This window comes from Saliphagus sp. GCM10025317 (genome assembly GCF_042663665.1).
In the GTDB taxonomy this organism is placed as follows: Archaea; Halobacteriota; Halobacteria; order Halobacteriales; family Natrialbaceae; genus Natronosalvus.
The window spans coordinates 872,927-898,405 of record NZ_JBHTAQ010000005.1 but is presented as its reverse complement, the minus strand read 5'-3'; the positions used below and the strand labels follow the sequence as shown (position 1 = coordinate 898,405).

Below are 25,479 nucleotides of genomic sequence, written 5' to 3'. Positions count from 1 at the left end.
TGTAGTCTCGAGCTATCGTGATCGACGTTCCAGCGAGCCTCGAGCGTCGTCGGTGGCCGCTCGGAATCGATCGACTCCGGTCAGAGCACGAGCGCCAGCACGACTGTCAGGGCGAGCGTAATGAGGAGGACGCTCGTCCCGATGGTCGCCCGCAGCGAGAGCGTCGAAGGGCGGCCGCCGTCGGTTCGTCCCGTCTCCTCGAGGTCGACGAGCCACGACGGCAGGCCTCGCGTCGCCCGCTCGACGGCGAGTACGGGGTTGTTTCCGACCCAGTAGCCCGACCGTACGAGCGAGACGGCGGCCCGGTCGACCGCGGCGAACAGTTCGGTGACGGCGAGGGTCGACCACCGCCCGACGTAGTAGCCGACGGGGTAGACGATCGTCGCCGGATCCGCGATGTCGAGTTTCGAGAGTGGCTTGCGGACGAGCGCGAAGCCGACGACCGAGATGCCCAGCAGCAGGGCCGAATCGGTCAGGTGGCTCTCGCTGTAGGGGTGGAGGTGGCTCTCGCCGCCCGGATACTCGAAGGCCGTCCCCTCGATCAGCGGCAGGAAGTCGACGAAGCCCTGCCACCAGACCCCCAGGAGGAGACACGCGCCGCCGACCGAGAGCATGGCGACGGTCTGACCCGGCCGCGCGTCGGCCACCTCGAGGTCGTTCTCCCCGTGGAGGAAGGCGTAGTAGCCGAGTTTGATGAACGAGAGGAAGGTTCCGATGGCGCCGAGCCAGAGCAGGTAGTACAGGACCTGGTACTCAGGTGCACCGTAGTAACTCGGATCGGGGTTGGCCGCGTCGAGGATCATTCCCTTGCTGATGTAGCCGTTGAATCCGGGAACGGCGGTGATCGAGAGCGCGCCGAGACCGAACGCGGCCGCCGTCAGGGGCATCTCGCGCCAGAGCCCGCCGAGTTTGTACAGGTCCTCCTCGCCGGTCCGATAGATGATGACGCCGACGGCCATGAACAGCAGGCTCTTGTAGAGGACGTTGTTGAACAGGTGCCCCATCGCGCCGGCGACGGCCAGGTTCGAGGCGATCCCGATGCCGGCGACCATGTAGCCGACCTGGGCCTGGATGTGGTAAGACAACAACGCACGCATGTCGTGCTGGAGGAGCGCGAAGGTGGCGCCGTAGACCGCCATCAGCCCGCCCATGTACGCCAGCGCGAGGTCGCCGTCGCCGGGGAACGCGCGGTAGAGGACGTACGCGCTCGTCTTCGTGGTGAACACCGAAAGGAAGACCGACGCGGCGATGTGCGGGCGGGGATAGGTGTCGGGGAGCCAGGTGTGCAGGCCGATGAAGCCGACGTTGACGCCGATGCCGACCATCGCCAGGATCGTCGGGATGCCGCCCGCGATGCCGCCCTCGTAGGCGAACGTCCCCGTCTGGGCGTAGTGGGCGGTGACGGCGAACAGCACCAGCACGCCGCCGATGCCGTGGAACAGCGCGTACCGAAAGCCCGCGCGGACGGCGTCGTCGCCGTGGAGCCACACCAGCAGGGTACTGGTCATCGCCATGAGTTCCCACATGAAGACCAGCGCGAGCCAGTCACCCGCGAACGCCGCGCCGAGACAGGACGCGACGTAGAACAGCGCGAGTGCGAGTAGCCGGCGGCTGGCCTCGCTCGAGTAGGCGTAGACGACGGCCATACCGCCGAGGAAGCCGATGCCAGTCCCGATCATCCGGCTGAAGTCGTCGACGAAGAACGGCTGAACGTCGGCGAAGCCGAGGAACGTCGTCGTCAGGTGCTGGCCCTCCGGAACGAGCAGAGAGGCAGCGAGGACGCCGAAGAGCGAGAGCGCGCCGACGGCGTAGCCGACGACGCGGGGCAGGACGAGCGCGAGCAGCGCCGCCGTCAGGACGAGCAGGGGCGGGTAGGCGTAGACGAGCGTCTCAGCGGTGGCGGTCATCCGAGGACCACCTCCCCGGTGACGTTCTCGACGATGGTTCCCGCCAGCTCGAGGAAGATCGCATAGTCGGGAATCACGCCGAGGACGACGGCTCCGGTGGCGATGACGGTGATGGGCACGAGCATGAGCCACGTGCTCTCGGTGAGCGGGGTGTGGCGCGCCCAGCCGTCGGCGGGCGGGCCGCCGTGGTGTCCGTGGTCGTGGTCGCTATCGATGGGGACGGGTTCTCCGCGGGGCCCGCGACGCGTCCCGGCTCCGAACGGGACGTCGGCGTCGCTCGGGTTGGCGTCGACGGCGTGGTTCGCGTGACCGTCCGTTTCGGCGTCGGTCGTACCCTCGCCCTCGAGGCTCCCGGCGTCCGCATCGACCTCGTTCCGCCCGCCGTCGGGCTGGACGGGGTCGGCCACACGCCCGGTGTAGGACCGGAACTGCCCGCCCATCGGGAACTCGACGAGCGGCTTCGCGTCGTGGCGGTCCTCACGTTCGAAGAACGCGGTGTAGACGATTGGCCAGAAGTACGCGATGTTGAGCACACCCGAGAGCAGGAGGGTGGCCGCGAAGAGCCAGCCCCACCCGTCCAGGTAGATCCACTCCGACCCCTCGAGCCGAACCGAGCCGATCAACATGTAGAACTTGCTGACGAAGCCGGCGACCAGGGGCATACCGGCCATCCCTGCCGCGCCAATCGTGAACGCCGACAGGGTGAGCGGCATCCGCTTGCCGATGCCCGCCATCTCGCTGATGTAGTCGGTGTGGGTCTCGACGTGGATCGCCCCGGCACAGAAGAACAGCGTGAGCTTGCCGAACGCATGGGCCGGGATGTGGAACAGCGCGCCGAAGATGGTCCACGGGTGCAACAACGAGAGCCCGAGGACGATGTACGATAGCTGGGCCGTCGTCGAGTACGCCAGCCGGCGCTTGAGGTGGTCCTTGCGCATGGCGATGATGCTCGCCGCGGTCAGCGTGAACGCGGCCATGATCGCCACGGGGATGTTGAGGCCCACCTCGCCGACGCCGGGGACCGACAGGGGCAGGTCCCGGATGGTCTCGGGACCGTACACCTCGAGGATGACTCTGGCGACGCCGAAGGCGCCGGACTTGACGACGGCGACGGCGTGGAGCAGGCCGGAGACGGGCGTCGGCGCGACCATCGCGTCGGCGAGCCAGGAGTGAAGCGGCATCACCGCGGCTTTGACGCCGAAGCCGGCGATCAGGAGGTAGAAGGCCGCCTGGGCCATCGCAGGATCGGCCGCGGCGGCGTCGGCGAGTGCCGACATGCCGCCGGACTCGAAGGCGAGCGTGGGTTCCCCGACCCCCGAGGTGAGCCAGTAAACCAACACCGTGCCCGCGAGCAGGAGGACCCCGCCGCCGAAGAACGTGTAGAAGAGGTACTTCCGGCCGGCGATCCGGGCCTCATCGTCCTCGTTGTGCGCGACCAGCGGGTAGGTCACGAGCGAGAGGAGTTCGTAGAAGACGAAGATGGTGACCAGGTTGCCGGCGAACGCGATGCCGACGGCCGTCGAGAGGCTGGCCGCGAACGCGGCGAAAAAGCGCGTCTGGGCGTGTTCGTCCAGCCCGCGCATATAGCCCGCGGCGTAGAACGAGGTGAAGATCCACAGGAAACTCGCGAGCAGGGCGAAGAAGAGGCCCAGTGGGTCGGCCCGCAGGGTGAAGTCGATCCCCGAGACGAACGTGTAGCCCGTCGCCTCGCTGAGGCGCCACTGGTAGACGGTCCCGTTCATCACGCCTGGGAGCATGCTCGCGACGATGGCGAACTTCGAGAGCGCGGCCAAGACGGACCACCCCTCGCGGACGTTCGGGTGGCGGTACGAGGCGATGATCAGGGCGACAGTGACGGCCGAGACGAGGACGGCTGCCAGCGGTCGCGGGTCGGCAACGGCGTGTTCTACCATCAGGAAGACACCTCCAGGACGCTCTCGAGGAACGGGGTGAGCACGTCGACGAACAGTTCACCGGCGAACCCGAGCGCGACGGCGAGGACGGCGGCGAGGACGAGCACTGCGAGAGTGCCGAACGGGACAGACTTTCGGGTCGTGATCCTGGCGCGCTCGAGGCCGGGGCCGTGGTTGGATCCGGCATCGGCGCCAGCGCCGGATCCCGGACGCCCCCCGTCGGTCGCTGCCGGAGTGTCGTGAGCCGGTTCGACCGCCGAATCGATAGGTGGGGTGACGTACATGGTCTCGAGCAACCGGGCGACGTAGGCGAGAGTGAGCATGGTGCTGAAGAGGATGACGGCGGCAACGGGCCAGGCCTGGGCCTCGACGGCACCGATGGCGATGTACCACTTGCCGACGAAGCCGACCGAGGGCGGGATGCCGACGAGCGAGAGCAAGAGGACGGCCATCGCCCCGGCGACGAACGGCTGTCGACCGGCGAGGCCGGCGTACTCGTCGACCGTTCGGGCGCCGTGAGCGATGGCGATCCAGCCGACGGCGACGAACAGGCCGGCCTTCGTCAGCCCGTGGCCGACGAGGTGGATAAGCGCGCCGGAGAGCGCCTGCTCGGTGAGCACGCCGTAGGCGGCGACGATCAGCCCGAACTGGGACACCGAGGAGTATGCCAGCAGTCGCATGACGTCGCGCTGGATCACCGCGAGCGTGCTCCCGGCGACAACGCTGAGACAGCCGATGGTCACGACGACCGCCGACGCGTTGGGCGTCGAGGCGATAAATCCGGGGCCGTAGACCCCGAAGAGGACGCGCCCGAGGGCGTACGCCGAGGCCGTCGAGACGAGCGCGGCGATCACCGGCGTCACCCCGTCGGGGGCGTGCTGGTAGGCGTCTGGCTGCCAGCTATGGAGGGGCCACTGGGCGACCTTGATCGCGAAGCCGATGACGATAAAGGCCAGACCCGCGCGAGCGAGGGTGACGTTCTGGCCCTCGAGTTCGGGAATGGTCGCGGCCAGGTCGGCCATGTTGAGCGTCCCGGTTCCCATGAACAGGAGGCCCACGCCCATGAGGTACAGCGAGGCCGCGACCGTCCCCAGGATCAGGTACTTCAGAGCGGCGACCGCCGACTCGGGGCCGTCGCCGCTGGCGACCAGCGCGTAGGTCGCGAGGCTCGTGATCTCGAGGAAGACGAACAGGTTGAACACGTCGCCGGTGAGCGTGATCCCGAGCAGGCCGCCGACGAGCAGCAGGTAGGCAGTGTAGAACGTGTTCCCGCGCGGCCCGTTCGTCCGGGTGTGGAGGAGGACGCCGAACGCCGTTCCGGTGATCAGGAGGGCGATCAGGGTCGACAGCGGGTCCGCGACGAGTTCGATCCCCATCGGGGCCTCGAAGTTCCCGAGCACGTGAATCCGGGCGACCTCGCGGTTCGTCCCCTCGGCGACGAAGACGTCCGACGCCAGCACGAGAACGGCGGCGAACAGCCCCGCCGTCGTAATCGTTGCGACCGGCCAGCCGACGCGGTCGTATCGAAGGCCGAGCGCGATCGGCGCCAGCGACAGCAGGATGGGCGCGACGATCAGCAGGACGACGAGCGTCTCGAGGCTACTCATCGCTGCGCACCTCCCGGAGGGTGTCCTCCCGAAGCGTCCCGTACTCGCCGTGGATGCGGACGATGAGCGCGAGGCCGACCGCCGTCAACGCGATGCCGACGACGATGGCGGTGAGCACGATCACCTGCGGGAGCGGACTCGCCAGCGGCGCGTCCGTCCCCGTTTTGAGAATCGGCGCCCGGCCGCCCTCGACGTAGGCCGTGGCGACGAAGAACAGGAAGATCGCCGACTGGAACAGGTTGACGCCGATCAGTTTCTTCACGAGGTTCTGGCTGGCGATAGTCATGTAGAGCCCGATGCCGAGCACGACGAACACCAGGACGTAGGCGTAGTGGCTTGCGAGTAGCTCAATCATCGGTAGATCCCTCCGTCTCGTCGAATTCGTTGGTCGCGAAACCCGCTGCCGTCGCGAAGAACAGCGTGACGATCACCCCCGAGACGATCAGGGCGATGCCACCGACCTCGATGGCCTCCATCCCCCACTTTTTGGCGATGCCGATCGACTCGAAGCGCGCGTACTCGAGGAACGCGCCGTCCAGGGCGATGGTCGCGAGGCCGATCCCGACGAAGACGGCGACCCCGCCGGTCACGAGGGCGACGATGGCGCTGTTTGCGAGCCACTGTCGGGTCGGCTCGATTCCGAACGCGAAGGCGATCATGAGGATGGTGACGCCGACGATGGCACCACCCTGGAAGCTCCCGCCGGGCGTGTTCGCCCCGTGTAGAGTCATGAACAGACCGTAGGTGAGCGTGAACGGGGCGATGATCCTGACCGCCACGAGGATGACCTGGCTCTCGGTGTAGGTGTCCTCGAACCCACCGTTGACGGGTTCCCGATCGCTCATCAGACGAACACCTCCCGTTTCAGGACGAGCAAGGTGGCGACGCCGGCCGCGAAGACGACGACCGCCTCCCCGAAGGTGTCGAAGCCACGGTAGGCGGCCAGGACGGCCGTCACCGCGTTTTCGGCCCCCGTGTCCGTGTACGCCGACTCGAGGTACGCCTGGGTCACCTCGGCGTTCGCCCAGATGGGCGCCTCCTGGGAGCCGACGGCGTACATCTCGGGCAGGACCGCCGTCACGAGCACGAGGACGAACGCCCCGACGACGACGAGCGAGGGCACGTGAATCGACTCGAAGCGGTCCTCGGTCGTCGGACGGGCCGTCCGGGCGATGGTGAGCAACAGGAGCACCGTCGTCACGCCAGCGCCGATGGCGGCTTCGGTCATGGCCACGTCGGGCGCGAGTAGGAAGGCGTACAGGATCGCCATTCCCAGGCTGTAGGCGCCGAAGACGACGATGGCCGAGAGGACGTCCCGGAACAGCGCGGTCGCGACGGCCGACAGCAGGACGAACGCCGCGAGGGTGTAGGCGACGGCGCTCATCGCGAGTCACCTCCCGTGTCGTCCTGGTCGCGGGCGTCGTCGGCCGTCCACGGATCGATACCGACGTCGGAGGCCGAACGCGCGATGGCGTGGGCGGCCGTCGGGTTCGTGACGAAGACGAAGAACAGCAGGAGGACGGTGTACGCCGTCGCGTGTTGCCATCCCAGCGCCAGCGCGACCGCCGCGAGCGTAAAGCCGGCGCCCAGTGTGTCCGTCTGGGAGGCCGTGTGCGCGCGTGTGTAGACATCTGGAAGGCGGATGACGCCGATCGCCGAGACGAGCGTGAAGAACACACCCGCACAGACGAGGGTGACGATGGCCCAGAAGCGGATCGTCTCGATCACAGCACTCCACCTCGTTCGACGGTGAACTTCGAGATGGCGATCGCCATCAGGAAGTTCAACAGGGCGTAGATCAGCGCGATGTCGAGGTACCACGGCTGCTCGAGCGCCACCGAGAGCAGCGCGAGGATGACGACCGTGTTCGTCCCGAGGACGTTGACCGCGAGGAGACGGTCCTGGGTCGTCGGGCCGGCGACCGCGCGGTAGAACATGACGATGGCGAGCACGACGAACACCGCGGCGGCGGCGAGGAAGATCTCGCTGAGGTCGGTCGGCATCATCGTTCGTCACCTCTTTCGGTGGAAGACCTGGAGTTCGAGTCTGGGTCAGCGTCAGTGTCCGCATCAGCGTCCGCGTCGAGAGCAGGCTCCGGATAGACGACCTCGGCATCTTCCCGTTCTCGAGGCGACGCGATGGCCGCGGACCCCCGGCCGTAGAAGACGAACCGGATCGCTCGCTCGAGGCCGCCGTCGAACAGATCGTCCTGTGCGGCAGGGATCAGCGTGTGGACGATCAGCGACTGGTCGTTCGCCCGGACGGTCAGCGTCCCTGGCGTGAGCGTGATGCTGTTGGCCAGCGCAAGCAGCGGCAGGCCGCTCTTGACGCGGGCGTCGACGCGCGTCAACGTGGGCTCGATCGGCATCGAGGGCCGAAGGATGGCGATCGAAACCGCCACGTTGGCTTTGACGATCTCGTAAAGGAGGTAGGGAATGTAGAGCAGAAAGCGAACCAGCAACACGGGGCCGCGCGTGATCGACGGCTCGTGGATGAACGTGACCTGCGAGAGCGTCAGCGAGACGATTCCGGCGACGGCGACGCCGGTGACGAGGTCGAACCAATAGGTCGGATCGCCGAGGATCAGGTAGAAAATGAACGAGATGCCGAAGAGACCGAAAAAGCGACGCCAGCCGCCGGTACTGACGAATCGCGCGTGCTGGGCTGGCCGGTCGACCGGCGCTTCGTCGAATGGCAGGTCGGTCCGTGTAAGTTCGCGCTCGAGCGGTTGCAACAGCGGCGCGGTCGCCCCGGGCTGGTACTCCGGATCGAGGACGAGTCGGTCCAGGTCGTGTGCCTCGGCATAGGCCGCGAACGCGTCGGCGTAGTCCTTCGGGCCGAAGAGGTACTCGTCGGCGCCGATGATGGCCGTCTCGACGATAACGGTCGCGTCGACGTCGTCGGTGTCTTCGCCGACCCACGTCGCCGCGCGCTCGAGCAAACGCTCGGCGGCCTCGAGTTCCGCGCGCTCCTCGGGGACGTCGGCCTCGAAGGGGACGGCGACCACGAGGTGACAGACGAGTTCCCCGGGGCCGGACTCGGACTCGAGACTCGACTGGACCGCGTAGGCGACCGTCTGGCGGACGGTGGACGACTCAGAGAGCGGAACGAGCAGGCGGTCAGCCGCCACGGTGGCTCCCTCCGGTCGAGCGCCCGTGCGGGTGACACGCTCGAGTCGCCCGGGTTCCGGCCCCCGATCCGGCTCCGAAAACGACGCTCGAACGCGTGCGATATTCGTTACTCATGGCGCTGGTGTCTGATAGTCGACTCAAGCGGTAGCCGCAGGAAAACTATTTCGTTATCCGCCAGATGGAACGGGGATTTTTTCGGGTTCCGGAACGCGTTTCCTGAATTGGGGTTTCGAGTCCTTTAGGTGTTTTCCCACTGGAGGACTAGGCGATACTCGATGACGCTGTACTCGCGGCTCCGGCCGCTGGCGTTCGCGCTGCCGCCCGAAACGGCTCACGACGCCGGGAAGGCGGCCCTCCGGGCGGCCCAGTCGACGTGGCCGACCAGATGGGCCCTCGAGGCCGCCTACCGGTACGAACACCCCGCCCTCGAGGTCGAGCGGTTCGGGACGACGTTCCCCAATCCCGTGGGCGTCGCCGCGGGCTTCGACAAGAACGCGGAGTGTACGCACGCCCTGGCCGCCCTCGGATTCGGCTTCGTCGAAATCGGGACCGTGACGCCGTACGCCCAGACCGGCAACGAGCGCCCGCGCCTGTTCCGCCTCCAGGAGGACGAGGCGATGGTCAACCGGATGGGATTCAACGGCGACGGGATGGATCGGGTCCGAAAGCGGCTGGAAGCCGACGGCACGCCCCGGATTCCCCTCGGCGTCAACATTGGAAAGATGAACACCTCGAGCGAGCGCGAGGCGATCGAGGACTACCGCCGCGTCTTCACCAGACTGGCGCCGTTCGCCGACTACGTCGTCGTCAACGTCTCCTGTCCGAACACGCCCGACGAGTTCGACGAGAGTTCGCCCGAGCACCTCGAGGCCATCTTCGAGACCCTCCACGCCGAGAACGACGCCGACGTCCCGCTTCTGGTGAAGATCGGTCCCGATTCGCCCGAGGAGTCGGTCCTCGAGTTGCTCGAGATCGTCGAGGCCCAGGGAGTCGACGGGATCGTCGCTACGAACACGTCGACCGGGCGCGAGGGCCTGCGCTCGCCCGCGAGCGAGGAGTGGGGTGGGCTGAGCGGTGCTCCGCTGCGGGATCGCTCGACGGACGTCGTTCGTCTCCTGGCGTCGAACACCGACGTGCCCATTATCGGCGTCGGCGGCGTCGACTCCGCCGAGCGCGCCTACGAGAAGATCCGCGCCGGGGCTTCGCTGGTGCAACTCTACACTGGTTTCGTCTACAACGGGCCGTCGACGGCGAGGGAGATGAATCGTGGGCTCCTCGAGTTGCTCCGCGAGGACGGGTTTTCGTCGATCGAAGACGCTGTTGGGGCTGACCTCGAGTGAGATATCGATTTTCGGGTGGCGACGCTCTCGTGCCCCGTCAGTCCACGATGAATTCGGCGTCGACGGAGTGGAAATCCTCCCCCTCGAGCGTCTCGTTTGCGACGTACTCGCCCGACACGGGATTGGTCACGCCATCGATTTCGACGCGCACCTCGCCCTCGACCGACGTGTTGTAGACGCCGTTGAGGTCGAACGTTGCGGCGCTTCCGGCGTATTCGTCCGAGTTGACGGCGATCTCGTCGACCGTCCCGTCCCCGTTGCGGTCCATGTAGACGGTCACGTCGTCGTTCGTGAGCCCGTCTACGCTGGTTCCGTCAGGATAGTCGACCGTGATCGTGTCGACCTCGCCGTCGAAGTCGGCGGACGGATCCGCCAGGGTCCACGTGTGGTAGGACTCCGTACCCGCCGTTGCCGGGTCGGCCTCGAGAACGTCGGACCGAACGTCCGTTTCGGCGGTGAACGCTCGAACGGATCCGTAGGCGGTGTAACCGTGGTTGGACTCCACGACGGCGCGGAACTCGTACTCGGCGCCCGCTTCGAGTCCGTCGACGTCCTCACTGAACGATCCGGTATCCTCGAGCAGGCGGGTCTTCGTGGTGTTCACGAGGTCGCCCGCCCGCCCCCACTCGAAGGAGACCTCGCCCCAGTCGGCGCCGTCGAGGTCCTCGAGCGTTCCGTTCAGCGTCGCTGACGCGTCGCCGACGCGGGTCGCCGCGTCCGTCGCGACGGTCAGGTCGGTGACGTTGTATTCGGCGTCGATCGAGAGGCTGTCGTCGCCCTCGAGCGTCTCCGTCGCGACGTACTCGCCCGACTCCGGATTCGCGACGCCGGCGATTTCGACCCGCACCTCACCCTCGACCGACGTGTTATACCGACCGTCGAGGTCGAACGTCGCCGCGCTTCCGGTGTACTCGTCGGCGTTGACGGGGATCTCGTCGACCGTGCCATCGCCGTCCCGATCCATGGATACCGTCACGTCGTCGTTCGTGAGGCCGTCCAGACTGGTCCCGTCGGGGTAGTCGACGGTGATCGTATCGAGCTCGCCGGCGAATTCGTCGGCGGGGTCCGCGAGCGTCCACTCGTGATCTGCGTCGGCGCCGGGATCGTTCGGCGACGCACGCAAGACGTCCGTTCGAATACCCTTGCCGCTTTCGTAAGCCGACCAGAGGTGGAAGTCGGCGGTGTTCAGCTGACTCGTTTTGAGAAGCTTTCGACTATCGCCGGCGTAGTTCGTGTCGTCGCGAACGTCGTCGTAGTTTAGCCGGAGGTCCGACCCGAGGCCCGCGGCGAGGTCGTCGAGATTGGCTCGTTCTCCGGCGGTTTCGCTGCCGCTGCCCATCAGGAGGACGACACCTCCCTCGTCGACGTAATTCTGCACCTCCGTGATTTCGGCGTCGCTCCACGCCTCCGGGCTACAGGAGGCGACGAGCGCGCGGGCCTCCGACAGGCTGTACCCGTATCCGTTCCCGTACTCATTGATGCTGTGGAGTTCGATACCCAGCCCCTCGAGGTGGCGCTGGTAGTAGGCGGTGTCTTCGGCCGACACCGCATTGTCCTGCTCGAAGGTTCGGTGGCCGCCATCGACAAGCACCGGCCCCGAGGGCTCGTCGCTCCCGTGCAGGTGGTCGATCAGGTTCGTGACGAACGTGAAGTGGTTCAGGTCGGCCGACTCGCCCTCCCAGCGCTCGTTTATCGTACAGCCACCGAAGTACGCGAGGTTGCGCGACTCGTCCACGCCGACCATCGGAATCGCGTCGTAGTCGACGGTGCTCGAGGCCGTGTTCTCCTGGACGGCGGTGTCCTCGGCCCAGACCGGCACTCGCGAATCGGGGACGGGGCCGTCCGTCGTCCTCACGCTCGAGGTGTGGGGATGGAACGTCGCCGCGACGTCGTCGTTTCGCCACTCCGAGACGTGGCCATCGTCGGCGACCCAGAGCCCGCGCCCGGCCGCCCGGGCGGCTTCCTGGGCCTCGAGGTACTCGTCGGTGTTCGTCAGGCTCGCGGCGTACACCCGGGCGTATCCCTCCTCGAGGGTGAGTTTGTTGTACACCGTGTAGGTGCCGTCGCCGGCTCGGTCGTACCGGATCTTCGCGAGGAGACGGCCGAACTGATCGATTTCCTCGGAGGCGCAGTCGACCTGGACCTGGCAGGCCGAACCCGCCGGGAGTTCCGTCTCGGCAAAACTGGTGGCCTCGTTGCCCCAGTGCTCGAGGTGCGCCTCGTCCTCGATGAACTCCCACTCCTCGATCTTCTCGTAGCTCGTGTTGCCGGTTTTCTCGGGCGTGTCGTGCCCGAGCGTGCGGACGTTGTACTCCTCACCGGTCTCGTACACGTAGACGTCGAAGGTGTCACCGTCGACGACGCGTGTGATCTCGGCGTCGTACCAGACGCCACAGTCGAGCGCGGAATCGGCAGCCTGTGCCGGTTGCGCTGCGGCCAGCCCGGCGAGCGTGCTCGTGACGGTTTTAATGAAGGTACGCCGTTTCACAGTGTAACACGGCAGTGATTGTCTGGCGACTGAACATCAATATTCCGACAAATAATACTATGTTGTTAAGTATCATTCTTATTTAAACCGGCTATAGTCACTCCTGAATTACTTCTGAAGAAGGCTGAGAGAAGGTGTCAGCCACACATCAATATAGCAGTGCTCGAGTTCGACGCACGTACTCGACTCGGGATCGAACAGCACATCCCGAGGAACGTCGTACTCGGTGCTCTCGGATGCTTAGAGCCCGATGTTCAGCGCGTAGGGCCAGGCGGCGTTGCTGACCGCGAGGAACGCGAGGGCCGCGCCCGCGCCGTAGACGTTCTTGAGGAATGCCGTCATCTCGTTCTGGGCCTCTTCGCCCTCGACGTTCCAGAAGTCGTGCATCTTCAGCGCCGAGACGACGAGGAACACCGCGAGCGCACCGGCACCGATAGCGGGGAACACGCCCGCGATGAGCGAGAGTCCCCCGAGGACGAGGAGGACGCCGCTCAGCACGACGGACGCTTTCGGTGCTGGCAGGCCCTTGAACTCCGCGTAGCCGGCCATCCCCTCGACGTCGAGGAAGTGATTGAATCCCATGAACGCGAGGACGCCACCGAAGATCACGCGAGCGAGCAGGAACGCCACGTCGGCGCCGGCAGACTCGAACATCAGGCGCTCACCTCGAGGTCGCGGGTGGTCGTGGGACGGTTCGATCCGTAGTTGCAAACTGGTTTCATTGCGTTACCAGGTACGAATTGGAACCTATATATCGGTTCCCGGACATGCATGCAACCGGGTTACGGTGACGTTACCGACGTTTCGTCCCGATGCAACGATCGGATTTCGAAGACTCGATTCGATTCCGAGACCGCTCATTCCATATAGCCGAGGCCCTTCAACCGATCCTCGACGCCGGAGAAGTCGTCGTCGACGCTTTCTTGGTCGCGCTCGCTCGTGACGTCTCGGCGGGCGACCTTGGTCCCGGTGGGTTCGGCGTCCGGTCGGAACGCGTCGAAGAGAACCCGGCCGTCGGCGTTCGTGGGGACGGGCTTGCCGATCCCGTGGAGTAGCGTGGGGGCGACGTCAACGACCCGCGCCCCTCGTAGCGTCGCCCCGGGTTCGATCGAGGGGCCGCGACAGAGCATGATTCCCTCGGGGCGATGGCTTGCGGCGGTCGGCGACGGGTCGCCGAACGGCTCGTCGGAGATGGCGTTGCGCCCCTCGTAGCGGTTCGTCCCGTTGACGATGAGGTCCGGCGAGTCGGGGTCCGTCGGGAAGAGGTCGTCGCCGTCGTAGACGACGAAGACGCGCTCGCCCGCGTCGTCGGTAATCGACTCGAAGAGGTCGGTGAGTTCGGCCTTGAGCGCCGGGATCTCTCGCGGCGAGACGACGCCGTGGTCGAACCGATCCGAGTCGTTGACGTAGAGGTTGCCCGCGTCGTGGACGAACGCGACGGTTCGCTCGTAGTCCACGTCGTAGAGGGCGTGCTGGCCGGGGATCTGCTCGGCAACGGAGTCGAGTAGCTGGCGCGGCAGCTTCGAGACCAGGAACTCCTCGGAGATGCCGATCCGGTTCAGCGCACTCGAGACGCGTTCCCGGGAGATTCCCAGGCTCGCGAGCGCGCCGCGGGTTCCGTCGTCTTCCTCCTCGAAGAGGTACCCTTCCCGCTCGAGGAAGTGATTCGGGTAGGCGAGTTCGTCGATGGGCCCGAACCCGTGATCGGAGACGACGTAGAGGTCGGCGTCGTGCTCGTCGGTGTAGTCCATCACCTCGCCGAGAATGTCGTCGAGTGCCCGGTACTGCTCGAGGATGCGGTCTTCGTCCCAGATGAGATGCTGGAAGCGGTCGGGCGCGGTGTAGACGAAGAAGAACAGCTCCCAGTCGTCCCGACGCTCCATCAGCAGTCGCATCAGTTCCCGGCGCTTCCGGAGGATGTCCGAGACCGCGACCTCGAACTCGTCGAGGCGGTCGGCGTAGTCGGGGTAGTTGAGACTGATCTGGTAGTCGGGGATGCGGTCGACGATTTCGTCGGCGAGTTCCGGCGGGTGAGTGAAGTCGTGCTCGAGCGAGGGCGTCATCATCCCCGCGACCACCTCGCCGTCGATGTCGGTCGCGGGGTAGGTCATCGGGACGTTGCCGACGACCGCGGGGCCGAGTTGCTCCCACAGCGGCGGCTGCTTGCAGTCCCGGCTGGTGTACATCCGGTGGGAGTACGACGAAGAGAGCTGCTGAAAGCCGTAAATCCCGTGTTTATCTGGCCAGACACCGGTCGCGATCGACGGCCACGCCAGCGGCGTCGTCGCCGGACGCGTGCTGTCGAGCGGGCCCGACGCCCCCTCCTCGCGCAGTCGGGCGAAGTTCGGGAGCGTTCCCTCGTCAGTCCAGCGTTCGATCAAGTGCCAGGGGACGCCGTCGAGACCGAGCACGAACGCTCGCTCGGACGCCGTCGTCGATGTAGATCCGCTCATGATGATACTCGAGGCGTTGGTGACGCCTGCTGTCGCTGACAAGGCGTACGGAGGCCTTTGTTATCCAGCGACTGTCCCCTGGAAACCGCCACGAACGGAACACACTCTCCCGTTCGAGACGGTTCACTCGATGGGTACTACCGCGGGATTCGGCGGGAAGCACACCAGGGATACACGTTTCAACCCGGCCGGGCGCGAACGGCCACAGCGGGGTGGCAGGCCGTCCATAACAAAACCGTTACGAGAGAATCCACCAGCCATGTTCGCTCCCGTCGACGCCCCGAGTCGCGACCGCGAGCGGGTGGCAGGTGACCGTCGTGGGTAGCGTCGTCGTCTCGGTCGATGCCGAACTCGGCTGGGGTTTTCTCGACCTCCACCCACCGCCGGCCGACCGCATCGAGCGCTGCCGACACGGCTGGCACGCCCTCCGCGAGGCCTTCGAGGCCTACGACATCCCCGCCACGTGGGCCGTCGTCGGCCACCTCATGCTCGAAGACTGCGACGGCCGTCACGTCGACCACCCCGCTCCAGCGGGCTGGTTCGAGCGCGAGCGAACCGACTGGAAGGATCGCCCGGACCTCCGGTTCGGTCCCGACCTGGTCCGGTCCGTGCTCGAGTCGCCGGTCGACCACGAGTTCGCGAGCCACTCGTTCTCCCACGTCCTCTTCGGCGCCCCGAGCACTGATCGGGACCTGGCTCGCGCCGAGTTCGAGCGGGCGCTCGAACTGGCCGATGAGTGGGGGCTCGAGTGCTCGTCGTTCGTCTACCCGCGAAACGACGTCGGCCACCGGGCGGCGCTCGCCGAGGCGGGCTTCACCGCCTACCGGGGCCGAACGTCGACGCCGGAGGGATTCCGGGCGGTCCTCGACACCGGCCTGGGCGGGCGCTCGGTGCTGGTCGAACCGACGGTCGACGAGCACGGCCTGGTGAACGTGCCGGCCTCGCTGTTTTGCTTCGGATTCGAGGGCGTCGCCAGGACGGTCGCCGAGTCCGTCTGGACCGATCCGATGGTCGTGACGGCCCGTCGAGCGATCGACCAGGCCGTCGCGGCCGACGACGACCGACTCTGTCACCTCTGGCTCCATCCGAACAACCTCACGACCGACCGCGACGACGAGCGGATGCGAGCGATCCTCGCCTACATCGACCGGCAGCGTCGAGAGACCGACCTCACCGTGGAGACGATGGACGAGGTCGCCGCTCGAATCGGCGAGTCGACCGAGGACGCTGACGAAAGCGAGAACGCGGACGAGGAGGGACTCGAGACGAGCATCACGCAAACCGTCGGTGGCGACGACTAATTTAGGTCTGCGAGCGAACGCGGGAACAACGACGCCGTTCTCGTGATTCGGACAGCCTGTCGATGATATCCTGGTTATAACTATAGAAACGATAGTGAAGAGTTTCGGTAGGGGACGCTTACTCGTCTACGATCGCCTGTGCTCAGGATCGCGTCACTCGCGTTCGCTGCTGGTCTACTCGCTCGAGCCCCGTCACCGACTCGTAGACGTCGAGGACGGCGTCGGTCGTGCGCTCCAGGCTCACCTCGCGGGCGGCCCTGCGGCCGTTCGACCGAGCACCCGACTCGAGGATCGACGCCAGGCCGTCGACCAGGACGTCGTCGGCGTCGGCCACGCACGACGGGAAGACGCCCTCGAGGCGTTCGCGCACGTCACCGACGTCGACGGCGACCACCGGGAGGTCGCAGGCCATCGCCTCCTTGACAGCGTTAGGCGACCCCTCGCTGTGGGAGGTTAGCAGGAGGGCGTCGGCGGCGTTCATGTAGTGGGGCATCTCGTCGTGGTCGACGCCCGAAATCGTCCGCAGGGAGACGGGGCGCTCGAGTCGACCGTCGACGCGGTCGACGATCCGTTTCGCCCGCGGATAGTTCTTCACCGACCGGTCGGGCGCGTAGGGGAACAGAACCGCGTGCTCGTCAGTGGGCCAGCCGACGCGATCACGGGCGGCCGCCTGCGACCACGGCCGGAAGGTCTCGAGGTCGACGCCGTCGGGGATCACGCGACACTCCCGACCGAGGGCATCGGCCATCGCCTCGGACATGACGATTACCTCGTCACAGAAGGGTGCACAGAAGCGACTCACGGGAGCGACGGGGCCGTGGACGTCCGATCCCCAGAGCGAGCAGACGACCGGCACCTGTCGTTGGGCGAGCGCCATCGGGGCCGTGAGCCCGTAGTGGGCGTGGATCAGGTCGTATTCGTGATCCAGTTCGCGGCGCACCGTCCGAAAGAAGCGGAGGTACTCGAGCGGCCCGCGAGCGTTCTCGCCGGTCGCGTCGCCGGCGACCGACAGCGTCTCGAATCGAACGCCGCGGCGCTCGAGGGCAGCCTGTTGCTGGTTCAAAAACGGCGCGTCCGCGGCGTTCGTCAGCGTGAGTACGTCCATTCGGCCGAGAGACCACCGGGAACGTGCTTTGTTAGGAACGGCCTTCGCCACGAGGTTGGCACCTGAACCGAGTCGTCCCCCGGTTTAAGGCTCTACCGGGCACGACTCGAAACGGGTCTGTCGACGTCGAACGTCAGCCTCGAGCGTCGACGTCGAACGTCGAGCGACGTCCGTCAGACGTGGGTCACACCCAAGCCGGTTGACGAACTCGAGGCTACCAGGAGTTTCGGTTCCAACAACCACATATAAATACTATCTATCGATTGTCGACGAAACGCTTATACTGGTGAACATTGAAGCGGCTGTCAGGACGATCAATGTCACTCTCCGATCTATTCACTGGACTTCTGCCGGGGACAGACGCCGAGCCGGAGTCACCTGACGCGCCACGCGGCGCCCACGTGGACGGGCCGACGACGGTCGTCTACGAGTGTCGAAACTGTGGAACGACAGTCGACCCGAAGACGAGTCGGTGTCCCCACTGCGATCACGACGAGATCGTCGAGTACCCCATCGACTAAACTCGAGGAAGCGAAACGCAGTCTCCTTAATACTGTCGCGTGAACGGACCGTATGGACATCCGTCTGGACGACGTCAACAGGCGCATCATCCACGCCCTCATGGAGGACGCGCGGTCCATCTCGGCGCCGATGATCGCCGACGAGGTGGGCGTTTCGGCGGCGACGATCCGCAACCGAATCGGGCAGCTCGAGGAGGCGGGCGTGATCGAGGGCTATCACGCGAACGTCGACTTCGAGCGCGGCGACGGCCGGTTACGTAATCTCTACCTCTGTAACGCCCCGGTCGACGACCGCGAACGAATGGCCCACCAGGTGCGACTGATTCCCGGCGTGATCAACGTCCGCGAGCTCATGACCGGCCGGCGAAACCTCCACGTGCTCGCCGTCGGTACAGACACGAACGACCTGCGCCGAATCGCCCGCGAAATCGCCTCTCTCGGGATCGACATCGAGGACGAGGACTTACTCCAGGCCGAACACTACCAGGCCTATCGCCCCTTCGGCCCCGACGACCGGACGCCACAGCCGCTCTCCGATTACATCAGCCTGACCGGCGGCGCCGAGGTCGTCGAGGTGACCGTCGCCGAATCGGCCCCCATCGCAGGGCTCTCGCTCGAGCGCGCCGCCAGGGAGGGCGTCCTCGCCGACGACGTGCTCGTGATCGCCATCGAGCGAGACGACGCCGTGTTGACTCCTCGCGGCGACACCGAGATCGAACCCGACGACCTCCTGACGCTGCTCTCACGTGAAGGCGTGACCGGGGACGCGCTCGAGGCGTTCGAGGCGGGCGACCGGTAGTTCCACGGACAGGATACCTCGGCCTCGAGCGAGACTAGCGGTAATCGAACTCCTCAAGGCGCTCCCCCAGACGCGCGTCGTCGAACGTGGGATCGTCGCAGGCCGTACCGTGAGCGACGTTCGCGTACGTGCCGTAGCCGACGGGAGCAGTCGTCAGCGCCGACGGATCGCGTCCGGTCATCAGATTGGGAATCGGACGTCCCAGCGTCGCCATCACCAGCGGCGCGACGTCCGCGGCGGTGAGACAAACTGGTTCCGGGGACTCCCGGATCGTCGGCCCGGACGCGAAGAACGTCCCGACGTCCGTTCGCGTCACGCCCTCGAGTCGCGTGAACCGTCGCTCCGCAGGAGCGGCCGACAGCGAGCAGTCCGTCCCCGCAGTGGAGACGAGGACGTCGGGCGCCTCGCGGGCGAACGGCCCCCCGTATAGGTGCTCGCGTCGACAGGCGAACTCGAGGGCGGGGTTCCCCCTCGGGTCCACGAGGCCGGTCAGCGCCTCGAGCACCCGCGTGCGGGTCTCCTCGTACGTCGAGTTGACGACCCGACCGTAACGCTCCCGGCCGGCGACGTTGAGGCGGACCCCTGCACCGGTCTGGCTCGGGAAGAACGCCTCCGAGATCGCCCACCGATACCCGTCGGCGTCCCGATGCCTCTCGTTCGCTTCGCCGCCGAACGCACTCCTGACGACGCCCAGTATCGACTCGAGCGCCCCCGACAGTCGCCACCGGCAATCTCGTGCGTCCCGCTCGAGCAGGTCGCGATCGGCGAGCACCTCGTTGACGTGGACGCGATACCCTCGCGAGCGCTCGACGCCGAGCGGCGAACACCCGATGACGGTCGATTCTTCAGGAGTGGCCTCGAGGACGTCCTGGACGAGTCGATCCGCGGCCCGGCACGCAGCCTCGAGGGCGCGGTCGCCGGCGTCCGCGTCGACGTCCCCGAGGAGGTCCGGATCGGCGACCGGAACGTGGACGAGCGCCAGCTCCCAGGACTCGCCCTCGAGCAGGTCGCGGGCGAGGCGACGTCTCGTCTCGAGGAGCGTCGGCACCTGAGCCGGATCCTCGATGTCCCGAAGTGTCCACGGCGAGCCGGGTGAGCCGGACGGGAGTCTCGCGTCCGCGGGGGCACTCGATGTAGGGCCGTCGAGTGACTCCACGGGGCGCCGTCCAGGAACCACGACGCCAGTCACTGGCCCCGGTGGGTCGGTCATCGGCAACCCGCAGGCCACCGTGGACGCGCCCTCGCCGGTGAGGTACGCCCAGAGGGTCGGCCGACGAACATCGACGGCGGAGGCTGGCCGGCGCTCACCGTTAGGATAGTTCGCGCGGACGACGTCGTCGAAGACACCGTGGTAACTCGGGTCGGTCCCCGTCAGCAGCGACGTCCAGGCGCTCGCCGGACTGGCCGGGACGGTCGACTCGAGCGACCCCGAAACGCCGCGGGTTCGGAGGCCGGAAACGGTCGGCATCGCGTCGGCGAAGCGTTCGAGGTGTCGGTTCGTCACGCCCTCGAACGCGAAGACGACGGTCTTCACGGCGACCACTGCCGATCCCTCGAGGGCGAGACCGCGCGCCGGCCGACGACCCGCTTGAGCGCGAACAGTTCGTTCATGCGCACACGGACGACTAGCGGTGGTTTCGTTATTCTGCGACTTCCAGCGGGTCGGGACCGGTTACGGTCGCTCGCGGTCGGCTAGTCGGTCCTTCTCGACCTGTTCGCGATCGGATAACCGGTCTGCGTCGGCGCTCTCGATCGACGAAAAGTGCGAGCTACCGCCCGGTCGCATCGAACGTCGCCGGACGGCCGATCGTCGAGGTGTCAGTTTCGGTCGGCAAGTCGCCGTCGATGACCGTCGGCCGGCCGTCGCGCGCACCGCCGAGCGTGACGACACGGTGGTCCGTGTTCGACAACGAGAGCACGTCTCGGCCGTCGAGGACCACCATCGGCTCGAGGTCGGCCCACGGGATACGCTCGAAGGCGTCCTGGGGCGTGACGAGGATCGCCGCGTCGAACGTCGGCCCCGACACCAGGCCCTCGACGTCGATCGCTCGAGCGCCGAAGTCGGCCGGGTCGACCAGTGGATCACAGCCCCAGACCTCGGCGCCGCGCTCGCGGAGGGACTCGACGACGCCGATGGCGGGGGAAGCCCGGGTCTCCTCGACGCCCGGTCGGTAGGTGAACCCGAGGACGAGGACCGTGGCGTCCTCGAGGCTGCCGGCGGGTTCCTCCCCGTGGCTATCGCGTTCGCTTTCGTCCGTACCCGAATCGTTGAGCGCCGCCTCGAGCATCGACACCGTGCGCGCGGGCATCTCGCGATTGACCTCGCGGCCCAGTTCGACCATCGAGAGCGGGGCCTCGGTCTGGGCGAGCAGGAAGTGCGGATAGTAGGGGATGCAGTGCCCGCCGACGCCCGGACCCGGGTCGTGCAGGTGACACATCGGAATGTGGTTGGCCGTTTCGATCGCCTCGCGCACCGAGATCCCGAGGTCGTCGGCGGTGCCCGCGAGCTGGTTCGCCAGCGCGATGTTGACGTCGCGGTAGACCCCCTCGAACACCTTGACGGCTTCCGCCGTCGTCGCGTCCGAGACCAGGTGAACCGCGTTGGCTGAGAGTTCGTCGTAGACCAGCGCGGCCGCCTGCCCGCTCGCCTCGTCGACGCCGCCGACGACCTTCGGGTACTGCCCGCGGATGTCCCGCAGGGCCGTCCCCGAGGCGGTCCGCTCGGGACAGAACGCGACGCCGAAGGAGCCGGGCTCGAGCCCGCTTCGGGCCGCAAGGTGAGGCGCGATGACGTCCCGGCAGGTGCCCGGCGGCAACGTGGATTCCGCAATCACCAGGTCGCCTGGCTCGAGGCCGCTGGCGACGTCCTCGAGGACCGCCTCGATAGTCGAGAGATCCGGTTCCGGTTCGTCGCCGTCGGTGATCAGCGTCGGAACGATGATCACGTGGACGCGTGCCTCGCTGGCGGCGGCAGCCCCGTCGATCGTCGCCCGCAGTCGACTCCGCGAGACCTGTTCGGCGACGAGGTCGTCGAGACCGGGTTCGCCGCCGACGTGGCTCCGGCCGCCGTTCACCGTTTCGACCACGGTGGGATCGACGTCGACGCCGGTGACGGCGCCCGTTCCCTCGGCGAAGACGGCGGCGAGCGGGAGTCCCATCTTGCCGAGGCCGTACACCGCGACCGGAACCGATCCGCTCGTCAGCGCCCGTCGCTTCGTGGCTTCGTCCTCCGGCCCGCCATAGAGGGCCGTCGTCGCCCGACTCATCGAGCGACCACCTCCTGATCCTCGTCGGCGACGAACCGGTCGATCCGTTCGACCATCTCGAGGGCGGCCACGCCGTCCTCGCCGGTCACTACGGGCTCGGCGTCGTTTCGAACGGCGTCGACGAACGACTCGAGTTCGCGCTTGAGCGGTTCGCCGTTCTCGACGCGCGGGCGCTCGACGACGCTCTCGTGGCGGTGGCGGTTCGTCCCCTCGTCGGTGACGTACTCGGGGTAGGAATCCCGGTGGATCAGCACCGACTGCTGGAGGTAGTCGACCTCGACGAGGCACTCGCTGGCGGTCACCGTGAGCCGTCGCACCTTCTTCTGGGTACGGCGACTCGCCGTCAGCGAGACGATCACGTCGTCGGCCGTCATCGTCGCCGTCGCGTACTGGCCGTCGTCGGTGCTCGTCGCCGAGACCACCTCGGGGCGAGACTCGAGCAGCGAGCCGACGACGTCGATGTCGTGGATCATCAGGTCGAGGACGACGCCGTCGGTCGCCGTGCGGTCGATCGGCGGGCCGAGACGCTCGGCTTCGACGGCGATCACGTCCAGGTCGGCGATGACCGACTCGAGGGTGTCGACGGCCGGGTTGAACCGCTCGACGTGGCCGACCTGTAGAACGAGGCCAGCCTCCTCGGCCTTCCGCGCGAGGGCACGACCCTGCTCGACGGTCTCGGCGATCGGTTTCTCGACCAGCACGTGGACCCCGGCCTCGAGACACGCCGAGACCGTCTCGTAGTGAGCGTGGGTCGGCACCGCGACGGTGACGACGTCACAGTTCGCGAGTAGGTCGTCCATCGGCACGGCGGCGGTGCCGTAGCGGGCGGCGACCGTCTCCGCGAGCGCCTCGTCAAGGTCGCTGACGCCGACGAGGTCGACGTCCCGGCACTCGCTGTAGACGCGCGCGTGGTTCTCTCCCATCGATCCGACGCCGATGACGCCGGCCCGTACCGTCTCCGTCGAAGTAGTCTGTCGAGTCATTGTGAATTGTAGTAGTCGATAATCGCCTCGACGACCCGCTCGCGGTCGGCGGGCTCGAGGTTCGGGTGGACGGGTAGCGACAGCACGCGCTCGGCAGCCCGTTCGGCGTTCGGCAGCGTCGCTGCGGCCGTACTCACCGTCTCGTAGGCTGGCTGGCGGTGGATCGGCGTCGGGTAGTAGACCCCCGTCCCAATCCCGCGCTCTTCGAGCCAGGCGGCGAGGTTGTCCCGGTCGTCCGCCGCGACGGTGTACTGGTGGTAGACGTGGGTCATCCCGTCGGGGACAGTCGGCGTCTCCACCGGCACGTCGTCCAGCCCGTCGTCGTAGTACGCCGCGTTCGCCCGCCTCGCCTCGGTGAAGTCCGGCAGGCGCTCGAGTTGCGCCCGGCCGATGGCGGCGGCGAGGCTGGTCATACGGTGGTTCCCGCCGAGGGAGACGTGATCGTAGCCGCGCGTTCCGGTCACGTCCCGCCCGTGGTTGACGTAGCTCGCGGCGGCGTTCGCCACGTCCTCGCTGTCGGTCGTGATCATGCCGCCCTCGCCGGTCGTCATGTTCTTCGTCGGGTAAAACGAGAAGCAAGCGGCGTCCCCGAGGCTGCCGACGCGCTCACCGTCGATGGCCGCGCCGTGGGCCTGGCAGGCGTCCTCGAGGACGAACAGGTCGTGCGCGTCGGCGATGTCGCACAGGGGCCCCATCGCTGCGGGCAGCCCGTAGAGGTGGACCGGCAGGATGCCGACGACGTCCTCGCGCTCGCGCACGACTGCCTCGGCGGCGTCGGGGTCGATCGTGTGCGTCTCGGGGTCGATATCGGCGAAGACCGGCGTCGCTCCGGCCAGCCTGATCGCGTTCGCACTGGCGACGAACGAGAACGTCGACGTGACGACGGCGTCGCCCGCCTCGACGCCCAGCGCCTTGAGGGCGGTGACCAGCGCCGTGGTTCCGTTCGTCGTCGCGACGCCGTGCTCGGCGCCGCAGTAGCGGGCGAACTCGGACTCGAAGCGGCGAACTTCGGGGCCGTCGGCCAGCTGGCCGCTCTCCAGGATCGCGTGCACCCGATCGTAGACCGCCTCGCCCAGGTCGGGGTCGGCGATAGAGATGTCGCCGGTCATGCGATTCGGTTCGGCCCATCGAGGGGTGCCGGGAGGGCTCTCGATTCCGCCGGCGCGCCGATCGCGAGCGTGTCCGGGGGGACGTCCTCGGTCACCAGCGCCCCCGCCCCGACGAACGCGTTCTCGCCGATCGTGACTCCGGGGAGGATGGTCGCGTTCGCCCCGATCGAGGCGCCGTCCTCGATGGTCGGTCCCTCGAGGTCGACCTCGGTTCGGATGGGGTACTGGTCGTTCGTGAGGACGGCGCCGGGGCCGACGAACACGTTGTCTCCGATCGTCGTGTCCGTCGGGACGTAGACGGCCGACTGGATGCTCACGTGCGAGCCGATGTCGGTTCGCCCGTCGACGATCGTCTTCGTGCCGAGCAGGACGTCGTGGCCGATCGTCGTCTTCTCGCGGACGAGCACGTCGTGGCCCGTCGTGAAGTCGTTCCCGACGACGACGTCACCGTAGACGATCGATCCCCGACGGATCGTCGCGTCGTCGCCCAGCGTGGTCGGCTCGAACGCGTCGTCGACCCCATAGCCGACGGTCGCCCCGTCGTCGATCGAGCACCGGTCGCCCGCCGTGTAGGTCGCGTTGGTTACCGCCACGGCCGGTCACCCCGCGTTGTCGATGCCGTTCGGTCGTCCGTCCGTCGATATCGGTGCGTGTACATGGAGATCAGATACCCGGTTGGGTAATCACGTAGGATCATCCGGTAATCGGGCTTTGTTATCCCCGGCCTGAGCGCCGGTAGCGCGCCACTACGAACGAGCAGCCACTGGCTCGAGACCGAAGAGACGGCCGGCCTTTCGGCGACGAGAGGGGGGTTTCGCGTTCACGTGTGCGTGACAGTTCGAGAGTGGTGAGAAACACCGAATCAGATCGGTACAAACCGATTTCGAGACGGTAGCCGCGAGATAGTAAAGTGTCACTCGGTGGCACCTGAGTGCGTGAGTCTCTCGACGACGGGTACCTGGGAGCGGTTTCGAGGACATCGATGACCATGACCGATGGCACGCTTACGCAGGCAGAGCTGTTCGACGTGTTCAGCAACGCCAGACGACGACAGACGGTACAGTACCTCAAACGCCATCACGGGACCTGTGATCTGGCACCGCTGGTCGAACAGGTCGCCGCCTGGGAGAACGACACGACGACCGACGAGGTGACGCGCGCCCAGCGTCGGCGCGTGTACATCTCGCTCTACCAGACCCACCTGCCGATGCTCGAGGACCACGGCATCGTCGACTGGGACCCCGATGCCCACCGCATCGAGTTGTTGCCGAACGAGGAGACGTTCGAGCCGTACCTGGATCGGGACCTCGAGGACCAGCGGCCCTGGCACTGGTACTACGCGTCGGTCTCGGTCGTCGGTGCCATCGTCGCCGTCCTGGCCGGCTTTTCCGTCGGTACCCTGTCGTCGGGGCTCGTCCCGTTCGTCGCACTGGGAGTGTGCATTCTCGTTTTGGTCCTCGCAATCGCCCAGCGCGCGTCCAGTCGGTCCACGTTCCGCCTTCCGTTCGCGAGCAGACGACTCTGATTTCCGTCTGAGAGATTGCTCCCGCAGAACG

23 protein-coding genes are annotated in these 25,479 nt (G+C 66.9%); 5 read left to right on the top strand and 18 right to left on the bottom strand.

Going from position 1 to position 25,479, the window contains the following annotated elements; translation table 11 throughout:
- Positions 1–80: 80 nt before the first annotated feature.
- Genes ACFQS4_RS06480 through ACFQS4_RS06440 form a run of 9 tightly spaced genes read right to left on the bottom strand, consistent with a single transcriptional unit; the run spans position 81 to position 8,557 of the window.
- Positions 81–1,907, bottom strand: a complete 1,827-nt coding sequence (locus ACFQS4_RS06480) for a Na(+)/H(+) antiporter subunit D (RefSeq protein WP_497902835.1) — start codon at positions 1,905–1,907, stop codon at positions 81–83.
- Entirely contained in the window at positions 1,904–3,820 is a 1,917-nt protein-coding gene (locus ACFQS4_RS06475) for a proton-conducting transporter transmembrane domain-containing protein (RefSeq protein ID WP_497902834.1), read from the bottom strand. The genes ACFQS4_RS06480 and ACFQS4_RS06475 overlap by 4 nt, the downstream gene beginning before the upstream one ends.
- Positions 3,820–5,427: a proton-conducting transporter transmembrane domain-containing protein gene (locus ACFQS4_RS06470; protein ID WP_497902833.1), complete on the bottom strand. Its 1,608-nt coding sequence runs from the start codon at positions 5,425–5,427 to the stop codon at positions 3,820–3,822. Before ACFQS4_RS06470 ends, ACFQS4_RS06475 begins: the two co-directional genes overlap by 1 nt.
- Positions 5,420–5,782 carry a cation:proton antiporter subunit C gene (locus ACFQS4_RS06465; protein WP_497902832.1) on the bottom strand — a complete coding sequence of 121 codons (363 nt, stop codon included), beginning with the start codon at positions 5,780–5,782 and terminating at the stop codon, positions 5,420–5,422. The genes ACFQS4_RS06470 and ACFQS4_RS06465 overlap by 8 nt, the downstream gene beginning before the upstream one ends.
- Positions 5,775–6,272: an MnhB domain-containing protein gene (locus ACFQS4_RS06460; RefSeq protein ID WP_497902831.1), complete on the bottom strand. Its 498-nt coding sequence runs from the start codon at positions 6,270–6,272 to the stop codon at positions 5,775–5,777. Before ACFQS4_RS06460 ends, ACFQS4_RS06465 begins: the two co-directional genes overlap by 8 nt.
- Positions 6,272–6,811 (bottom strand): DUF4040 domain-containing protein, encoded by a 540-nt coding sequence (locus ACFQS4_RS06455; protein WP_497902830.1) that lies wholly within the window; start codon positions 6,809–6,811, stop codon positions 6,272–6,274. The genes ACFQS4_RS06460 and ACFQS4_RS06455 overlap by 1 nt, the downstream gene beginning before the upstream one ends.
- Positions 6,808–7,155: a monovalent cation/H(+) antiporter subunit G gene (gene mnhG, locus ACFQS4_RS06450; RefSeq protein ID WP_497902829.1), complete on the bottom strand. Its 348-nt coding sequence runs from the start codon at positions 7,153–7,155 to the stop codon at positions 6,808–6,810. Before mnhG ends, ACFQS4_RS06455 begins: the two co-directional genes overlap by 4 nt.
- Complete coding sequence (locus ACFQS4_RS06445; protein WP_497902828.1) at positions 7,152–7,433, bottom strand: cation:proton antiporter; 282 nt, start codon at positions 7,431–7,433, stop codon at positions 7,152–7,154. Before ACFQS4_RS06445 ends, mnhG begins: the two co-directional genes overlap by 4 nt.
- Complete coding sequence (locus ACFQS4_RS06440) at positions 7,430–8,557, bottom strand: monovalent cation/H+ antiporter subunit E (protein ID WP_497902827.1); 1,128 nt, start codon at positions 8,555–8,557, stop codon at positions 7,430–7,432. The genes ACFQS4_RS06445 and ACFQS4_RS06440 overlap by 4 nt, the downstream gene beginning before the upstream one ends.
- A 276-nt stretch (positions 8,558–8,833) precedes the next feature.
- Here ACFQS4_RS06440 and ACFQS4_RS06435 point away from each other — a divergent pair, with 276 nt between their 5' ends.
- Entirely contained in the window at positions 8,834–9,898 is a 1,065-nt protein-coding gene (locus ACFQS4_RS06435; protein ID WP_497902826.1) for a quinone-dependent dihydroorotate dehydrogenase, read from the top strand.
- A gap of 37 nt (positions 9,899–9,935) precedes the next feature.
- Here ACFQS4_RS06435 and ACFQS4_RS06430 read toward each other — a convergent pair whose 3' ends face one another.
- The 3 genes from ACFQS4_RS06430 to ACFQS4_RS06420 form a co-directional block, all read right to left on the bottom strand.
- Complete coding sequence (locus ACFQS4_RS06430) at positions 9,936–12,386, bottom strand: thermonuclease family protein (protein ID WP_497902825.1); 2,451 nt, start codon at positions 12,384–12,386, stop codon at positions 9,936–9,938.
- Between the two features lie 240 nt (positions 12,387–12,626).
- Positions 12,627–13,040 (bottom strand): DoxX family protein, encoded by a 414-nt coding sequence (locus ACFQS4_RS06425; protein ID WP_497902824.1) that lies wholly within the window; start codon positions 13,038–13,040, stop codon positions 12,627–12,629.
- Positions 13,041–13,243: 203 nt separating this feature from the next.
- On the bottom strand, positions 13,244–14,839 hold the full coding sequence (locus ACFQS4_RS06420) for an alkaline phosphatase family protein (protein ID WP_497902823.1): 1,596 nt from the start codon (positions 14,837–14,839) through the stop codon (positions 13,244–13,246).
- Between the two features lie 317 nt (positions 14,840–15,156).
- On the opposite strand from ACFQS4_RS06420, the gene ACFQS4_RS06415 reads away from it, so the two are divergent.
- Entirely contained in the window at positions 15,157–16,140 is a 984-nt protein-coding gene (locus tag ACFQS4_RS06415; RefSeq protein ID WP_497903160.1) for a polysaccharide deacetylase family protein, read from the top strand.
- A gap of 142 nt (positions 16,141–16,282) precedes the next feature.
- Here ACFQS4_RS06415 and ACFQS4_RS06410 read toward each other — a convergent pair whose 3' ends face one another.
- On the bottom strand, positions 16,283–17,245 hold the full coding sequence (locus ACFQS4_RS06410; RefSeq protein WP_497902822.1) for a glycosyltransferase: 963 nt from the start codon (positions 17,243–17,245) through the stop codon (positions 16,283–16,285).
- 317 nt (positions 17,246–17,562) lie between these two features.
- Between ACFQS4_RS06410 and ACFQS4_RS06405 the strand changes: the two genes are divergently transcribed.
- Positions 17,563–17,766, top strand: coding sequence for a hypothetical protein (locus ACFQS4_RS06405; protein ID WP_497902821.1), 204 nt, complete (start codon positions 17,563–17,565; stop codon positions 17,764–17,766).
- Between the two features lie 52 nt (positions 17,767–17,818).
- Positions 17,819–18,565 carry an Lrp/AsnC family transcriptional regulator gene (locus ACFQS4_RS06400; RefSeq protein ID WP_497902820.1) on the top strand — a complete coding sequence of 249 codons (747 nt, stop codon included), beginning with the start codon at positions 17,819–17,821 and terminating at the stop codon, positions 18,563–18,565.
- Between the two features lie 34 nt (positions 18,566–18,599).
- Here ACFQS4_RS06400 and ACFQS4_RS06395 read toward each other — a convergent pair whose 3' ends face one another.
- The 5 genes from ACFQS4_RS06395 to ACFQS4_RS06375 all read right to left on the bottom strand — a co-directional run bounded on the left by ACFQS4_RS06395 (position 18,600) and on the right by ACFQS4_RS06375 (position 24,516).
- Positions 18,600–20,108, bottom strand: a complete 1,509-nt coding sequence (locus tag ACFQS4_RS06395) for an alkaline phosphatase family protein (RefSeq protein ID WP_497902819.1) — start codon at positions 20,106–20,108, stop codon at positions 18,600–18,602.
- 226 nt (positions 20,109–20,334) lie between these two features.
- Positions 20,335–21,831 carry a nucleotide sugar dehydrogenase gene (locus ACFQS4_RS06390; protein ID WP_497902818.1) on the bottom strand — a complete coding sequence of 499 codons (1,497 nt, stop codon included), beginning with the start codon at positions 21,829–21,831 and terminating at the stop codon, positions 20,335–20,337.
- Positions 21,828–22,814: a Gfo/Idh/MocA family oxidoreductase gene (locus ACFQS4_RS06385; RefSeq protein WP_497902817.1), complete on the bottom strand. Its 987-nt coding sequence runs from the start codon at positions 22,812–22,814 to the stop codon at positions 21,828–21,830. The genes ACFQS4_RS06390 and ACFQS4_RS06385 overlap by 4 nt, the downstream gene beginning before the upstream one ends.
- Positions 22,811–23,923: a DegT/DnrJ/EryC1/StrS family aminotransferase gene (locus tag ACFQS4_RS06380; protein ID WP_497902816.1), complete on the bottom strand. Its 1,113-nt coding sequence runs from the start codon at positions 23,921–23,923 to the stop codon at positions 22,811–22,813. Before ACFQS4_RS06380 ends, ACFQS4_RS06385 begins: the two co-directional genes overlap by 4 nt.
- Positions 23,920–24,516, bottom strand: coding sequence for an acyltransferase (locus ACFQS4_RS06375; protein WP_497902815.1), 597 nt, complete (start codon positions 24,514–24,516; stop codon positions 23,920–23,922). Before ACFQS4_RS06375 ends, ACFQS4_RS06380 begins: the two co-directional genes overlap by 4 nt.
- 395 nt (positions 24,517–24,911) lie before the next feature.
- On the opposite strand from ACFQS4_RS06375, the gene ACFQS4_RS06370 reads away from it, so the two are divergent.
- Positions 24,912–25,448: a DUF7344 domain-containing protein gene (locus ACFQS4_RS06370; RefSeq protein WP_497903159.1), complete on the top strand. Its 537-nt coding sequence runs from the start codon at positions 24,912–24,914 to the stop codon at positions 25,446–25,448.
- Positions 25,449–25,479 lie beyond the last annotated feature (31 nt).